Genomic DNA, 13,795 nt, shown 5'->3' with positions numbered 1-13,795 from the left:
CTCGCAGCAGCAGCGGCTCAGGCCGCCTGCACTGCGGCCAGCCAGAGCTGGGCTCCTTGCGGTGGCGTCGAGGTCCAGGTTACGTTGTAGGTTCCGGCCGCGTCGACCTGCCTCGAGGCGACTGCGCATTGGACCAACGCGCCCGAAGCCAGTACCGAATCGATCACCGTGAACCCGTCGCCGGGGACGGCCGTCTTGTCGAGGTCGACCCCTGCATCGCCCCACCACCAGGCGACGAGCAGCGCCGGGCCTGTGGTGGTGACGCTGGCGCTGGTCAAGGATTGGCCAGACAACACTTCGCGCCATTGCACGTCGCGCACAGCGCCGCCGTTGATGATCTCGACGACGCTGAGGGTGGTTTCGTCGGTGACCTTGGGCTTCTCCGCGGTGAGCACGTGGCCGGCCCTGCCGTGGGCCTGCACGCAGCCGTACAAGGCGGTGCCCGAGCTCGGCCACAGCGTGTAGGTGTGCGGCATACCCAGCGGGACGAAGCTGTTGCCGGCGTTATCGGTCGGCAGGGACGCGGCAAGCAAGCCTCGCCCGACGCAGACCAGCAGGGTGCTGCCGCTGGCCTGCGTGTCGATAGCGGAAATGGAGAGCGATGGTGATGAAACGCCGTCAAGGTTGAAGGCGAGGTCATGGGCGCCGAGGGCCGGCGCCGCCGGAGCGGGGGCCGGTGCCGGTTCTGGTTCCGGGGCGGGTGCGGGCGCAGGAGTCGTCGCGGGTGAAGGCGCAGGCGCCGGCGCCGGGGCTGGTGCCGGAGGCGGCGAAGCCCCCGGTGCGGGAGCGGCGACCAGCGCCGCAATGCCTCCCGCGCCTCCTCCCCCTCCGCCGCCTCCGCCGCAGGCCGCAAGCGTTGCGCTTCCGGATGCCAAGCCAACTGTCGCAAGCGCGCAGAGACGATTCAACAGTACGCGGCGTTCGTTCGGCAGCACGGCTGAGGCGCCGAGGCAAGGCTCATCCATGTCAACGCTCCCTTCTGTTTACCTTCAATGCGGGCCACGCATTGCCAAAGCAGCCGCCGGGAAAAAATCCTGGACCGGCAGGTCCGCCCGCCTCACTCGAAGCTGACGCGTGTCGCGATGAGCACCCCGTTCACCACCTGCGCGCCTTCGATGTTGACCCGGACCCCATTGCCAAGATTGGCCACCGTGCCGTTGACGAACACCACGCCCGGGCCACTGGCATCGATGGGCTGACCTTTCACGCGGAAGCTCGCGGCCGAGCTGAAGTTGCCGACCGTGCCGATGAGGGTGAACGACGAGGGTCCGCCGGTGCCCGGCACGTGGCGGATCTTCAGCTTGGTGGCCTGGAGGACGCCGTTGGCGATGGTGCCGCCCACCTCCACCTTGACGCCGTTGCCGACCGAGCCAGCAGGCCCACCGGTGATCTGCGCCGACGCAGCGTTCACCGGGACATTGAGCACGCGCAGCGAACCGAGGCCTGCATAGTCGGTGACGATGCCCGCAAGCTGGACCGGTGTGGCATTCACCCTCGGCACCGGATACCACCACTGGACCAGCGTGGCGGGCAGCCGGCCCGGGAGCACGGTGTTCGCGCGCACGCGCACCAGGGTGCCATCGGCCAGCGGACGGCCGTCCAGGCTGCCGGACAACACCGCGGTGCCGTAGTCGACCGTGAGGCCGCCGAGGGTGAAGGTGCGGCGGGCAGGATCGAGGTTCTGCACCGTGCCCGTCAGGACCGGGGCGGAGGGACCGCGTTGCTCCACGCGCGTGGCCCGCAGGACGCCCGGCGCCCCCGGCAAGCCCCACACTTGCAGCGTGACGCCGGGCGGGATCGCAGCGAGGCCGGTGGCATCGGCCCACACGGTGGCATCGTCCGTGGTGACGGTGGTGCCCAGGATGGCGAAGCTGCGCTGTGCAAGATCGATCGCGGACACGGTCCCGCGCAGATCCGCAGCGGAATCGACCCGGCGGGCCACACCGCTGGTGAAGTCGGCGGTGAAAGGCCCCGTGACCTTCGCGCTCATGCCCAATTGCAGGGCGGGTGCATCCTCGACGTTCAGGATGGCCGTGTCGGTGTTGTAGCGCACGCCGTTGACGATGACGCTGCCGATTCCGTCGACCCCGCCGACACCAGACGCATCGGCGGTGCTGACACCGGTGCCGCCGGAGCCCACGCCCGATCCGTCGTTGCCCGAGGCGGCCGTCGAGGTGCCGCCTGTTCCCGCCGAGTCGCCGCCGACGCCTGCCGAGGTACCGCCGACGCCGGCCGAACTGCCCCCGGCCCCGGTCGCACCGCCGCCCTGGCCATCGCCAGCGCCACCCGCCGGGCTGCTGCTCCCGTCGCTCAGGCTGGACCCCGGAAGCTGAGTCGTGCCCCCAGCGCCGACGAATGCGACGCCGCCGCCGCCACCGCCACCGCCGCCGCACGAGAGCAGCAACGCGGTCGACAGCGCCACCAGGGCAGCGCGCAGGAAGGCCTTCTTCATGCTTCTTTTCCGTCCGATCGTTTCGCGGGAGTTACCGCGCGATGTTGTGCCACATCCGAAGCGTCCTCGTAGTAGGTGTAGATCCCGACTCGGATGCGACCCGAGGCCGAACCGTCGGCAGCCTCCGCGGCCTCGAACGCGCGGGTCATCTCGCTGGTCAGCTCGTGGTGCAGTGTGCTCCAGCGTTGCCGCGCGAGCTGGTGGATCCGTTCGCAATCCTCGACCGTGATGCCGGTGGCGAACACTGCGCGCTCGAGCAAGGGCGGCGCAGTGCCCAATGTGTTGCCCACGCTCGCCAGGAGGTGGTCGCGCGCGTTGTCGCCCAGGAAAGCGAGCATGCCCTGGAGATCTTTCGACGGCACGAAGCCCGCGGCGTTGAGCACGACGCGGCCGGCTTGCTCGGTCGCCATGTTCAAGCGGACCAGTTCATCGAGGATGGTGCGGTGATGCACGTTCCCCCGGCTGGCGTGCCGGGCCACGGCCTCGAAGGAGGGTGCCCCGGCCTCCGCCACGAGGGGCAAGGCCAGAAGGGCCGGGTCGTCGGTAGACATCTGCAACCACAAGGTGAGCGTCTTGGCCGCCGCCGACATCTCGGTGTGCGGCAGCGGTTCCTCGGCTTCACGCACCTTGGCGGTCACGGCCTTGCGGTTCAACCCGGTGGTGACCGAAAGCTGGCTGAGGTTTGGCTCGACCCCCTTGTCGAGCCAGGCCCGCCGAGCTTCGTCGATGAGAAGTTCGCGCAGCATCACCTCGAGATGGGCGTGCTTCAGGCCCAGCGCCAATGCGAGCCGGACGATGGGACGCATGACGCGCGCGCAAGCCTGGAGCGCCCAGCCCATCGCGCCCTCGCCACCCGCGGCGCCGGCCGAGGGTTGGGAGCCATCGCCGGGGTCATGCCTGGCGCTTTTCAATCCAGTGCGATTGGTCGCCATAAAGTGTGTTGCCCAAAGCCGCGGCCTTGTCGAGGCGCTCCCGATTGCGCGGCGTGTCGGGAACCCACAAGCCGCCGCCGCGGGGACGGGGTTCTTCCTGAATGAGGTTGTCGGACCAGCGCAGCCGGATCTCGAACAGAGCGCGCAACGCTTTGGGGGACACGATGCTCCTCGGGTCAGATGGTGGCACTCACGCTCCGTTACGAAGTTGACAAGGACATGCGTAACCGTCTTACAAAACGGTGTACATGACTATAGGACAAGAGCACTATTGATGTGAAGTTTTCACATCCAACGGCAATAAGCCAAAGGTGGAAATGTCAAAGCCTGTCACACATAAGAAGAGTTCCGCCGCGTGGCGCAGCAGCCGATCGATCGGGGCGGCGCGCTACGCGAGAACGTCATCGCGGACCTGGAAAGAGCCTAGGGAGAAAAAAGCACGCGACGCATGGATGGCCGCGATGCGCGTGAGGAAGGCCATGCAGGCGCGCATCGTCGAGGCCTTCGGCACCTACGTCAACGGGTCGGGTCCGGGCCCCACGGACGAAGAGCTTCTGACCTTCGCAAGACTGGCGATCGCAGAACAACGGCTGGTGCGCCGCCTGCGCCAGTCGCCATGAATCCACCTGTTGCGAGGAGAGCACCATGACCTCAGCCGCCGCTGCCCGTCCGTCGTTGCCTTCGGACGTCGCATTTGGGAACTTGATCGACCTGGCCATGCTTCGAACGGGCGCCGTGTCCGTGGAAGTGTGCGAGGCTTGCAACACCATCAACCTCGGCGCGGCGAAATTGTGCAAGGGGTGCTCGCACAAGCTGCCCGCGTTTTATGGCGCGACGCACGTCGACGAGCCGCTGGTGCCTCCGAGCGGATGGGGTGCCACACGCGGGCGCGGATGGACTTGGGACCTGGCGGCCTTCTGGCTCGTGATCAACTCGCTGGCCGGCGTCACAGCGCTCAGCACCGTCCTCTAGCGGCCCCAAGCTGCCCGCGGTCATGCGGGAAACGCCGAGCCACGCAGTTGATCTCCAGCGCCAGCGAGGCGGCGCGCAGACGCACGGGTTAGCCAGCTCACCGGCTAAGGGCGCGATGGATACCATGCCGGGCGAGGCGCAGCCGTGCTCTGCGCTGGAGCCGAGATGAACACCCAGACCCCCGAGAACGAGCGCCTGGCGCTCTACCGAACGATGCGCCGCATCCGTGCATTCGAGAACGCTGCCGAGGTAGCCAGCCAGGGCGGCGTCAGTGCCTATGGCCAGGAAGCCGCGGGCGCCGCCAGGGTGCGCGGCCCCCTGCACCTCTCGACCGGGCAGGAGGCCGTGGCCGCCGGCGTCTGCGCCCACCTCGCAAAGTCCGACTACCTGACTTCCACGCACCGCGGCCACGGCCACACGCTGGCCAAGGGCGCCGACCTGACGCGTATGATGTGCGAGCTCTTCGGCAAGGCCAGCGGCTTCAACGGCGGCAAGGGGGGCTCCATGCACATCGCCGATTTCTCGGTGGGCATGCTCGGGGCCAACGGTGTTGTCGCGGCAGGGCTGCCGATCGCGGTGGGCGCGGCGCACGCGCAGAAGCTGCAGCGCAAGGACGCGATCACCGTGTGCTTCTTCGGCGACGGCGCGATCAACCGCGGACCCTTCCTCGAATCGCTCAACTGGGCGCGCGTCTACACGCTGCCCGTGCTCTTCGTCTGCGAGGACAACCAGTGGAGCGCGACGACAGCCAGCGGGCCGATGACGGCCGGCGAGGGCGCCTCGGCGCGCGCCGAGGCGCTGGACATCGCGGCGACGCGCGTCGATGGCAACGATGTCTTCGCCGTGCATGCGGCAGCGGGCGCGCTGGTGGCCGAGGTGCGCCAGGGGCGAGGGCCGCGGCTGCTGCACGCCCTCACCTACCGCGTCAAAGGCCATGTCTCGGTCGACCCGGCGGCTTACCGCGATCCGGCGGAGCTGGCTGCGGCGCTCCAAACCGACCCCATCGATCGCGCCCGCACGCGCCTGCTGGCCGACGGCGCCGAGGCCGCCGTGCTCGATGCCATCGAGCACGAGGCGCAGGCAGAGGTCGAGGCCGCCCTGGCTGCGGCGGACGCCGCGCCCTGGCCCGATGCCTCCGCCGCCTTCACCGACGTGCAAACCACCGGAGCGGGCCAATGGACATGAGCAGCGACACGACGCAAGGTAGCGGGCCCTCGGCCGCGGTCCGCGAGCTGAGCTACGCCGAGGCCGCAGCACTCGCCGTGCAGCGCGAGATGGAGGCCGATGCACGCGTGGTGGTGCTCGGCGAGGACGTCGGCCGAGGCGGCATCTTCGGCCAGTACAAGGGCCTGCAGCAGCGCTTCGGGGCGGAGCGCGTCATCGACACGCCGATCTCCGAGGCTGCGATCATGGGCGCCGGCGTCGGCATGGCGCTCGCGGGGCTCAAGCCGGTGGTCGAAATGCGGGTGGTGGACTTCGCGCTGTGCGGGATGGACGAACTGGTGAACCAGGCCGCCAAGAACCGCTTCATGTTCGGAGGCCAGGGCCGGGTTCCGATGGTGGCGCGCATGCCGGGCGGCATCTGGGACGCGTCGGCCGCGCAGCATTCGCAGTCGCTGGAAGCCTGGTTCGCGCACCTGCCGGGCGTGGTCGTGGTCTGCCCGTCGACGCCGCAGGACAACCATTCGCTGCTGCGTGCGGCGCTGCAATGCGGCGACCCGGTGGTTTATATCGAGCACAAGAACCTGTGGGCCCTGCGGGGCGGCGTGGACGAATCGGTCGACGCTCCGCTGGGCAAGGCAGCGCGCTTGCGCGCGGGCGACGCGCTGACGCTGGTCAGCTGGAGCCGCCAGTTGCAAGCCTGCAGCGCGGCGTGCGAGATGCTGGCCGCCGAGGGAATCGCGGTCGACCTGATCGACTTGCGCACCCTGTGGCCATGGGACCGCGACGCGGTGTTCGACTCGTGTGCCCGCACCGGCCGGCTGCTGGTCGTGCACGAGGCGGTGCAGGCGGGCGGCTTCGGCGCCGAGATCGCGGCCAGCGCTGCCGAGGGCACCGGCTGCCGCATCGCGCGGCTGGGTGCACCGCGCATTCCGGTGGGGTATGCGCCGGTTCTGGAAATGCAATCGCGGGTGAGCGTCGAGCGGATCGCCGACGCAGCGCGCGCGTTGTGCCGCTGAACAGCAGCCGGGCGGCTTGGAAAGCGCGATGTCTGGGCCAGCCGGCACCGGACAGCGCCCAGAGAACTCACCGCCGCAGGAGCAGCCTGCTTCGCTCAGGCCGCAAAGCCGCCGTCGATGTTGAGGCCGGCGCCGGTGACGAACCCGGCCTCGGGCCCGGCGAGGTAAGCCACCATGCCTGCGATCTCGGTGCCGCGGCCATGTCTGGGAATGGCCATGAACCCGTGCATGGTGGAAGCCATCGGGCCTTCGGCCGGGTTCATGTCGGTGTCGACGGGGCCGGGCTGCACGTTGTTGATCGTGATGCCGCGCGGTCCCAGGTCGCGCGCGAAACCCTGCACCAGTCCTGTCAGCGCAGATTTGCTCATGGCATAGACACCACCGCCGGCAAAGGGCATGCGCTCGGCGTTGGTGCTGCCGATGTTGATGATGCGGCCACCTTCGCCCATGTGGCGCAGTGCCGCCTGAATGGCGACGAAGACGGCGCGGACGTTGACGTTCAACGTCAGGTCGAAATCTTCCAGGGAGACCTGATCGACGGCACCGAGCTTGAGAACGCCCGCATTGTTGACCAGGATGTCGAGCCGGCCGAATGCATGGGCGGCCTGATCGATCGCCGAGCGCAGCGCATCCGCATCGGCGCTGTCGACCCGCATCGCAATCGCGCGGCCGCCCGCGGCTTCGATGCTTGCGGCGAGATCCTTGGCCGCGGCATCGTTGCTGGCGTAGCTGAAGGCGACGGCGGCGCCATCCTGGGCGAGACGCCGCACGATCGCGGCGCCGATGCCGCGCGAGCCGCCGGTGACGAAAGCGGCCTTGCCGCTGAGGATGGGCGTGGGGGAATTGGCTTGGGACATGGTGGATCTCTGGAAGAGTGGTTGTTTGCGATGACTGCAGTGTCGGGCTCCGGTTGCCGGTTCGGTAGCGCCTCGAAAGCCGTATCAGTTTCAACTTTGGGTTGAGAATTCGGGCGTGCAACCGTTGAGCCACCTCGAGTCCTTCGTCCGCAGCGCCGAGACCGGCAGCTTCTCCGCCGCCGCCCGGCAGCTGGGCCTGACGCCCGCGGCAGTGAGCAAGAACGTCGCAAGGCTCGAAGCCAGCCTGGGTCTGCGCCTGTTCCAGCGCAGCACCCGCAAGCTGACCCTGACCGAGGGCGGCGAGCGGCTGCTGCACCAGGTCGCCGGCGCGCTCGCGACGCTGGCCGACGCCGTGGCCGGCGCAGCCGAGGCCGACCGGCAGCCCACCGGCACCCTCAAGGTCAGCATGGGACAGGCCTTCGGGCGCGAGTACGTGGTGCCGCTGCTCGGGGAGTTCCTGGCACGCTACCCGGCCGTGCTGCCCGACTGGCACTTCGACAACCGGCAGGTGGACTTGATCGGCGAAGGCTTCGACGCGGCGATCGGCGGCGGTATCGAGCTCACGCCAGGGCTGGTCGCGCGCGAGCTGGCGCGCATCCATGTGGTCGCCGTTGCGGCGCCGCACTACCTGGCCGGCAAGGCGCATCCGTCGCACCCGGCAGAGCTGGCCGCCTTAGACAGCATCGTGCGCCGTTCATCGCCGACGGGGCGCATCCGCCCCTGGACGCTGCGCAACATTGCGGGCGACGAAGTGGCGGTGCAAGTCCGACCCCGGCTGATCTTCAGCGACCCCGAGGCGATGTGCAGCGCGGCGATGCGGGGGTTGGGCGTCGCGCTCGTGCCGATGCCCTTTGCGCTGCCCGGGCTGCAGAGCGGCGCGCTGCTGCGCCTGCTGCCCGGCTGGTATGACGACGCCGGGCCCTTGTCCCTGTACTACCCGAGCAAGAAGCTGCTTCCGGCGAAGACGCGCGTGTTCGTCGACTTTGTGGTGGAGCAGTTCCGGGCGCAGGGCTTTGCGCAGCGTGTGCACGGGGCGCAAGCGGCCGCATGAACACGGGGTAATTCCCTGCGGCGGAAGTGAAGCGCCCCCTGTACAACACAGCGTCATGCATCAACAGGAATTCCGCATGAGCTCTGCATTCATTTCCCGCCGGGCCGCGCTGGCCCTCGCCGCTGCCGCAGTAGTCGCCTCGGGGCCTGCGGCGGCGCAAGGTACCTGGCCGACCAAGCCGGTTCGCATCGTCGTGCCCTTCGCGCCCGGCGGCACCACCGATATCCTGGCGCGCGCAGTCGCGCCGGAATTGTCCAAGGCATTCGGCCAGCAGTTCATCGTCGACAACCGCGCGGGCGCGGGCGGCAACGTCGGTGCCGACATCGTTGCGAAGGCGCCCAACGACGGCTACACGCTGCTGATGGGCACGGTCGGCACCCACGGCATCAACCGCGCGCTCTACCCCAAGCTGCCGTACGACCCGATCAAGGACTTCGCGCCAATCACGTTGGTGGCCGCGGTGCCGAATGTGATGGAAATGAATGTCGACAAGGCCAAGGCGCTCAACATCAACAACGTGGCGGATTTCATCAAGTACGCCAAGGCCAACCCGGGCAAGCTCAACATGGCTTCCAGCGGAAGCGGCACCTCGATCCACCTGGCCGGCGAGCTCTTCAAGACGATGACCGGCAGCTTCATGACGCACATCCCGTATCGCGGCTCGGGCCCGGCGCTGCTGGACCTCGTGGGCGGCAATGCCGACGTGATGTTCGACAACCTGCCCTCCTCGATGCAGCAGATCAAGGGCGGCAAGCTCAAGGCGCTCGCCGTGACCAGCGCGCAGCGCTCGCCGGCCCTGCCGGACGTACCGACGGTCGAGGAAGCCGGCGGCCCGGCGCTCAAGGGCTACGAGGCGAGCTCGTGGTTCGGCCTGCTGGCGCCGGCCGGCACCCCTCCGGAGATCGTGAATCGCATCCAGCAGGAGGTCGCCAAGTCGCTGGGCACCGCGGCCATCAAGGAGAAGATGACGGCCCAAGGCGCGATCCCGAGCGGCAACACCCCGGCCGAATTCGCCAAGCTGATCGACAGCGAACACGCCAAGTGGGCAAAGGTCGTGAAAGCCTCAGGCGCAAAAGTCGACTGAACGCCCCCGGCGCGCGAAGCGCCGCCCCTTCGAGAGACACCGCGGAACCGGCTTCGCCGGGCCGCTGGTGTCGCCCCCGGTAGGGGGTGGGCGGCTACACGAAGTGAGCCAACCTGGGGGCGAGCTACAACCCACCGCGGAACCGGCTTCGCCGGGCCGCTGGTGAACCTGGGGGCGAGCTAGACCTCCCAGGTCACGTCCTTGCCGTCGGCCAGGGACTCTTTCAACATATGCAGCAGCGGCACGGCGCGCTGGTGCAGACCGATGTGCTGCTTCTCGGCCTCATTGTCATGGCCTTCCACGGCGTAGTCGTCGTGGTTGTGGGTGTTGTGGCCTTCGCGCGCAATGGCGGATTCCAGCGCAGCAATGGCTGCGGGCATTTGCTCGCCCGTGATGACGCCCTTGGGCGCGGGCGTCTTGCCGATGATGTCGAACAGCTGCCGTGCATGCGTCTCCAGCATCACGAAGGGAGGGCTGGCGCGGGATTTGAATCGGTACAGCATGGGTGCCTTGCTTTACTTGTAGATGTAGTTGCGAACAAAAGGGTACGCCGACTGTGCGCCGAACAGCGGCCCCGCCTTGACATGGCCGTCGGGCCGGGTGGACAGCATCTGGTGCAGAGCAATCCAGCCCTGCTCGAAGCTCATCGCCGAGCCCGCAAGATACAGGCGATAGGCGCGCAGGATGCGCTCTGCCTTTTCTGGGCCGCTGGTGCGCACCAGGACCTCTCGCGCCTCGTCGAAACGCGCTTCGAGCGCGTCGGACCAATGCCATAGCGTGCGCGCGTAGTGCGGCCGCAGGTTCTCGGTGTCGACCATCTCCAGTCCTGCAGCGGCAGTCTCGCGCAGGATGGTGGTGACGTGCAGCAACTCGCCTCCCGGAAAGATGTACTTTTCGATGAAGTCGCCCAGGCCGGCGCCCAGCTGCACATAGTCCAGTTGGCCGGAAGTGATGCCGTGGTTAAGCACCAACCCACCGGGCTTGAGCAGGGCGTGGACCTTGCGGAAATAGGTGGCCATGTTGGCGCTGCCCACATGCTCGAACATCCCCACCGAAGAAATCTTGTCGAAGGGGTTGCCCTCCTCCAGCAGGCGGTAATCCCGCAGCTCGACCCGCACGCGGCCTTGCAGGCCCTTCTCCTCGATCAGGCGCGTCACATAGGCATGCTGGTTCTTCGACAACGTGATGCCGGTCGCATCGACGCCGTAGTGCTCGGCCGCCCACAGCAGCAGCGCACCCCAGCCCGAGCCGATGTCGAGATAGCGGTCGCCGGGCTGCAGCATGAGCTTGCGGCAGATATGGTCGAGCTTGGCCTCCTGCGCCTGCGCCAGCGTCATGTCCGCCTCGCGGAAATAGGCGCATGAGTAAACCCGGCGCGCGTCGAGCCACAGCGCATAGAAGTCGTCGGAGACGTCGTAGTGGAATTCGATCTGCTGGGCGTCCTTGCCCAGCGAATGCGCGCTGCGAGAGCGGGCATGCCGCTGCAACTTGCTCCACCAGCCATGCGTCATCTCGACCGGATTGCGCGGCAGCAGCCCGACCGTCACGTCGACCAGGTCGCGCATGGCGCCCTGGATCTGGACCTTGCCTTCGACGTAGGCCTCCCCGATGCCGCCGAGCTGGCGTGCGCCCAGCTTGGCGAGCGCCGACCAGTCCGAAAACGCCAGCGTGATGCGTGATCCCGGCCGGCTCACCTGGCGGCCATCGGGCAACTGCAGAGTCAGTGGAACCGGCAGGTCGGAAAGCTGCGATTCGATCTTCGGCATCAAACTTGGCATTGAGCTTGGCATCAGACTGGGCATGGAGCGATTCTTGCCAGCGCGCGCTGACTCGTCAACCGACCCTCAGGGAAAGCCCTTCCTGGAGTTGACATCATATTGTTTAGGTCTAAACTATTGATCCATGAATAGCTCAGCACCCAACATGCAGCGCATCCTTTGCATCGGCGGGGGGCCGGCGGGCCTCTACTTCGCGCTCCTGATGAAGGCCAGGCAGCCGAACCTGGAGGTTACGGTCGTCGAGCGCAACCGCCCCTTCGACACCTTCGGCTGGGGCGTGGTGCTGAGCGACCAGACGCTGGACAACCTGCGCGCGGCCGATCCGCAGACAGCCGCGCTCATCGGCAACGAGTTCCACCACTGGGACGACATCCAGGTCTTCTTCAAGGGCCGCCAGGTGCGCTCGGGCGGCCACGGCTTCTGCGGCATCGGGCGCAAGCGGCTGCTCAACATCCTGCAGGAGCGTTGCCTGGCTTTGGGCGTCAAGCTGGTGTTCGAGACCGACGTGACCGACGACCAGGTGCTGGCCGCCCAATACAACGCCGACCTGGTGATTGCCAGCGACGGCCTCAACAGCCGCATCCGCCAGCGCTATGCCGAAGTCTTCGAGCCCGACGTCGACCTGCGCCAATGCCGCTTCGTCTGGCTCGGGACGCACCAGACCTTCGACGCCTTCACGTTCGCCTTCGAACAGACGGAGCATGGCTGGTTCCAGGCCCATGCCTACCAGTTCGACGACAAGACCTCGACCTTCATCGTGGAAACGCCCGAAGAGGTCTGGAAGGCCCACGGCCTGGACCAGATGGAGCAGCCGGAGGCCATCGCGTTCTGCGAGAAGATGTTCGCCAAATACCTGGGTGGCCACGCGCTGATCAGCAACGCGAGCCACCTGCGCGGCTCAGCCAACTGGATTCGCTTTCCGCGCGTCGTCTGCAAGCACTGGACGCACCGCATCGACGTCGACGGCAAGAGCGTGCCGGTGGTGCTGATGGGCGATGCGGCGCACACGGCCCACTTCTCGATCGGCTCGGGCACCAAGCTGGCGCTCGAGGACGCGATCGACTTGTGCAACGAATTCGAGCGCGGGGGCGAGGTCGATGCGGTGCTCGAGGCCTACGAGGCGCGGCGCAGCGTCGAGGTGCTGAAGATCCAGAACGCGGCGCGCAACTCGACCGAATGGTTCGAGAACGTGAAGCGCTACACGGGCATGGAAATCGAGCAGTTCGCCTACTCGTTGCTGACGCGATCGCAGCGCATCAGCCATGAGAACCTGCGTCTGCGCGACACGCAATGGCTGGGTGGCTACGAGAAATGGCTCTCGGGGGGCAAGCCCCTGCCTCCCATGCTGATGCCACTGAAGGCGCGCGGCCTGACGCTCAAGAACCGCATCATGGTCTCGCCCATGGCGACCTACAGCGCGGTCGATGGTGTGCCGCAGGACTTTCTGCTCGTGCACCTCGGCGCACGCGCGCTTGGTGGCGCGGCCATCGTTTTCGTGGAGATGACCAGCCCCACGCCGGAAGGGCGCATCACGCCCGGGTGTACCGGGCTCTACAACGATGCGCAGTCTGCCGCCTTCAAGCGCATCGTCGACTTCGTCCACTCACAGACCAGCGCGAAGATCGGGATGCAACTGGGCCACAGCGGACCGAAAGGCTCCACACAGCTGGGCTGGGAAGCGATCGACGAGCCGCTGCCGGAAGGCAATTGGCCGCTGATCGCCGCCAGCCCTGTGGCTTATGGAGAGCAAAACCAGTTGCCGGCGGCGATGACGCGGGCCCGGATGGATGAGCTGCGCGAGCAATTCGTGGCCTCTGCGCGGCGCGCGGCCTCGGCCGGCTTCGACTGGCTCGAGCTGCACTGCGCGCACGGTTATCTGCTGGCCTCCTTCATCAGTCCGTTGACCAATTTGCGCACCGACGAGTACGGCGGCAGCCTCGAGAACCGCTGCCGCTATCCGTTGGAAGTGTTTCGAGCCATCCGGGCAGTCTGGCCCGAGGACAAGCCGATGAGCGTGCGCATCTCGGCGCATGACTGGGCCCCGGGCGGCAATACCGATGCGGATGCCGTCGTGGTGGCACGCCTGTTCAAGGAAGCGGGTTGCGACTTCATCGACGTTTCCTCCGGCCAGACGACGCGCGCCGCCAAGCCGGTGTACGGCCGCATGTACCAGACGCCTTTTGCCGATCGCATCCGCAACGAGGTGGGCATCTCGACCATCGCAGTGGGCGCGATCACCGATGCCGACCAGGCCAACAGCATCATCGCCGCGGGCCGGGCCGACCTCTGCGCCATTGCACGGCCGCACCTGGCCGATCCGGCCTGGACCCTGCACGAGACGGCCAGGCTGCAGAGCCGTGAGATCGAGTGGCCCCGGCAGTACCTGAGCGGCCGCGACCAGATGTACCGCGAGATTGCCAAGCAGCAGCAGCTCGCGGCCGCAATGGCGGCGAGCGCGGTGGCCCGCGATCCCGAGGAGGAGCACTAGG

General features: G+C 67.6%; 14 protein-coding genes. 7 read left to right on the top strand and 7 right to left on the bottom strand.

Features of this window, described 5'->3' with window-relative positions; genetic code table 11:
• Positions 1–17 precede the first annotated feature (17 nt).
• The 4 genes from E5CHR_RS03195 to E5CHR_RS03180 form a co-directional block, all read right to left on the bottom strand.
• The gene (locus tag E5CHR_RS03195; protein ID WP_197893836.1) at positions 18–965 is read right to left on the bottom strand and encodes a hypothetical protein; all 948 of its coding nucleotides are present in this window, start codon (positions 963–965) and stop codon (positions 18–20) included.
• A gap of 92 nt (positions 966–1,057) precedes the next feature.
• A complete protein-coding gene (locus E5CHR_RS03190; RefSeq protein WP_162578339.1) occupies positions 1,058–2,452 on the bottom strand; it encodes a DUF5666 domain-containing protein in 1,395 nt (464 codons plus the stop codon).
• Positions 2,449–3,291 carry a DUF6502 family protein gene (locus tag E5CHR_RS03185; RefSeq protein ID WP_162583539.1) on the bottom strand — a complete coding sequence of 281 codons (843 nt, stop codon included), beginning with the start codon at positions 3,289–3,291 and terminating at the stop codon, positions 2,449–2,451. Before E5CHR_RS03185 ends, E5CHR_RS03190 begins: the two co-directional genes overlap by 4 nt.
• 52 nt (positions 3,292–3,343) lie before the next feature.
• Complete coding sequence (locus E5CHR_RS03180; protein ID WP_162578338.1) at positions 3,344–3,547, bottom strand: hypothetical protein; 204 nt, start codon at positions 3,545–3,547, stop codon at positions 3,344–3,346.
• A gap of 298 nt (positions 3,548–3,845) precedes the next feature.
• Here E5CHR_RS03180 and E5CHR_RS03175 point away from each other — a divergent pair, with 298 nt between their 5' ends.
• The 4 genes from E5CHR_RS03175 (at position 3,846) to E5CHR_RS03160 (ending at position 6,536) form a co-directional block, all read left to right on the top strand.
• On the top strand, positions 3,846–4,004 hold the full coding sequence (locus tag E5CHR_RS03175) for a hypothetical protein (RefSeq protein WP_162578337.1): 159 nt from the start codon (positions 3,846–3,848) through the stop codon (positions 4,002–4,004).
• Positions 4,005–4,029: 25 nt separating this feature from the next.
• A complete protein-coding gene (locus E5CHR_RS03170) occupies positions 4,030–4,356 on the top strand; it encodes a hypothetical protein (protein ID WP_162578336.1) in 327 nt (108 codons plus the stop codon).
• A 165-nt stretch (positions 4,357–4,521) separates the two neighbouring features.
• A complete protein-coding gene (locus tag E5CHR_RS03165) occupies positions 4,522–5,541 on the top strand; it encodes a thiamine pyrophosphate-dependent dehydrogenase E1 component subunit alpha (RefSeq protein ID WP_162578335.1) in 1,020 nt (339 codons plus the stop codon).
• The gene (locus E5CHR_RS03160; RefSeq protein ID WP_232061934.1) at positions 5,532–6,536 is read left to right on the top strand and encodes an alpha-ketoacid dehydrogenase subunit beta; all 1,005 of its coding nucleotides are present in this window, start codon (positions 5,532–5,534) and stop codon (positions 6,534–6,536) included. The genes E5CHR_RS03165 and E5CHR_RS03160 overlap by 10 nt, the downstream gene beginning before the upstream one ends.
• A 95-nt stretch (positions 6,537–6,631) precedes the next feature.
• Here E5CHR_RS03160 and E5CHR_RS03155 read toward each other — a convergent pair whose 3' ends face one another.
• A complete protein-coding gene (locus E5CHR_RS03155) occupies positions 6,632–7,393 on the bottom strand; it encodes an SDR family oxidoreductase (protein WP_162578334.1) in 762 nt (253 codons plus the stop codon).
• A 115-nt stretch (positions 7,394–7,508) separates the two neighbouring features.
• Between E5CHR_RS03155 and E5CHR_RS03150 the strand changes: the two genes are divergently transcribed.
• Together E5CHR_RS03150 and E5CHR_RS03145 are read left to right on the top strand one after the other, a co-directional pair.
• The gene (locus tag E5CHR_RS03150; RefSeq protein WP_162578333.1) at positions 7,509–8,444 is read left to right on the top strand and encodes a LysR family transcriptional regulator; all 936 of its coding nucleotides are present in this window, start codon (positions 7,509–7,511) and stop codon (positions 8,442–8,444) included.
• A 55-nt stretch (positions 8,445–8,499) separates the two neighbouring features.
• Positions 8,500–9,528 (top strand): Bug family tripartite tricarboxylate transporter substrate binding protein, encoded by a 1,029-nt coding sequence (locus tag E5CHR_RS03145; protein WP_443083058.1) that lies wholly within the window; start codon positions 8,500–8,502, stop codon positions 9,526–9,528.
• Positions 9,529–9,707: 179 nt separating this feature from the next.
• On the opposite strand, the gene E5CHR_RS03140 is transcribed toward E5CHR_RS03145, so the two are convergent.
• Together E5CHR_RS03140 and E5CHR_RS03135 are read right to left on the bottom strand one after the other, a co-directional pair.
• The gene (locus E5CHR_RS03140) at positions 9,708–10,031 is read right to left on the bottom strand and encodes a DUF1840 domain-containing protein (RefSeq protein ID WP_162578331.1); all 324 of its coding nucleotides are present in this window, start codon (positions 10,029–10,031) and stop codon (positions 9,708–9,710) included.
• A 12-nt stretch (positions 10,032–10,043) separates the two neighbouring features.
• Positions 10,044–11,306: an SAM-dependent methyltransferase gene (locus tag E5CHR_RS03135; RefSeq protein ID WP_162578330.1), complete on the bottom strand. Its 1,263-nt coding sequence runs from the start codon at positions 11,304–11,306 to the stop codon at positions 10,044–10,046.
• 145 nt (positions 11,307–11,451) lie between these two features.
• Here E5CHR_RS03135 and E5CHR_RS03130 point away from each other — a divergent pair, with 145 nt between their 5' ends.
• On the top strand, positions 11,452–13,794 hold the full coding sequence (locus E5CHR_RS03130; RefSeq protein ID WP_232061933.1) for a bifunctional salicylyl-CoA 5-hydroxylase/oxidoreductase: 2,343 nt from the start codon (positions 11,452–11,454) through the stop codon (positions 13,792–13,794).
• Position 13,795: the final 1 nt, after the last annotated feature.

It is taken from the genome of Variovorax sp. PBS-H4, assembly GCF_901827205.1.
In the GTDB taxonomy this organism is placed as follows: domain Bacteria; phylum Pseudomonadota; class Gammaproteobacteria; order Burkholderiales; family Burkholderiaceae_C; genus Variovorax.
Note: the sequence above shows the minus strand (reverse complement) of the source record. Positions and strands in the feature narration are given on the sequence as shown.

Coding starts and splice junctions, on each gene's coding strand:
- E5CHR_RS03195 (WP_197893836.1), bottom strand. CDS start 965: ATGGATGAGCCTTGCCTCGGCGCCTCAGCCGTGCTGCCGAACGAACGC.
- E5CHR_RS03190 (WP_162578339.1), bottom strand. CDS start 2,452: ATGAAGAAGGCCTTCCTGCGCGCTGCCCTGGTGGCGCTGTCGACCGCG.
- E5CHR_RS03185 (WP_162583539.1), bottom strand. CDS start 3,291: ATGGGCTGGGCGCTCCAGGCTTGCGCGCGCGTCATGCGTCCCATCGTC.
- E5CHR_RS03175 (WP_162578337.1), top strand. CDS start 3,846: ATGCGCGTGAGGAAGGCCATGCAGGCGCGCATCGTCGAGGCCTTCGGC.
- E5CHR_RS03170 (WP_162578336.1), top strand. CDS start 4,030: ATGACCTCAGCCGCCGCTGCCCGTCCGTCGTTGCCTTCGGACGTCGCA.
- E5CHR_RS03165 (WP_162578335.1), top strand. CDS start 4,522: ATGAACACCCAGACCCCCGAGAACGAGCGCCTGGCGCTCTACCGAACG.
- E5CHR_RS03160 (WP_232061934.1), top strand. CDS start 5,532: ATGGACATGAGCAGCGACACGACGCAAGGTAGCGGGCCCTCGGCCGCG.
- E5CHR_RS03155 (WP_162578334.1), bottom strand. CDS start 7,393: ATGTCCCAAGCCAATTCCCCCACGCCCATCCTCAGCGGCAAGGCCGCT.
- E5CHR_RS03145 (WP_443083058.1), top strand. CDS start 8,500: ATGCATCAACAGGAATTCCGCATGAGCTCTGCATTCATTTCCCGCCGG.
- E5CHR_RS03140 (WP_162578331.1), bottom strand. CDS start 10,031: ATGCTGTACCGATTCAAATCCCGCGCCAGCCCTCCCTTCGTGATGCTG.
- E5CHR_RS03135 (WP_162578330.1), bottom strand. CDS start 11,306: ATGCCAAGTTTGATGCCGAAGATCGAATCGCAGCTTTCCGACCTGCCG.
- E5CHR_RS03130 (WP_232061933.1), top strand. CDS start 11,452: ATGCAGCGCATCCTTTGCATCGGCGGGGGGCCGGCGGGCCTCTACTTC.